1 protein-coding gene is annotated in these 346 nt (G+C 61.6%); it reads right to left on the reverse strand.

What is annotated here, in order from left to right; all coding sequences use genetic code 11:
• A partial coding sequence (locus tag R0K30_RS21335; protein ID WP_410612774.1) for an Ig-like domain-containing protein occupies nt 1-346 on the reverse strand: 346 nt, incomplete at both ends.

The following is a 346-nucleotide window of genomic DNA, read 5'->3' on the forward strand; positions in this document are numbered from 1 at the left end:
CTGGTGCCGACTCTAATGAAACGTTATCAGCGGCATCGGTGGCCGTGGCGGTGATGGCTTCGCCGTTGGCCAATGGCGTATCTAGGGTCACGCGATAGTCGCCCGCACCATCGGCGGTGGCCGTGCCAATCGGTTGATCGTTGGCATCGAGAATGGTCACGGTACTGCCCGCTTCAGCGGTTCCTGCCACGATCGTGCCGTCAAAGCTGTCAATCACTGGCGCCGTTGGTGCCGTGGTATCAGGCGCCAGCGCTGGTACCGACTCTAATGAGACGTTATCAGCGGCATCGGTGGCCGTGGCGGTGATGGCTTCGCCGTTGGCCAATGGCGTATCTAGGGTCACGCG

This window comes from Bacillus sp. SIMBA_154 (assembly GCF_046536015.1).
Taxonomy (GTDB): Bacteria; Bacillota; Bacilli; order Bacillales; family Bacillaceae; genus Bacillus; species Bacillus pumilus_P.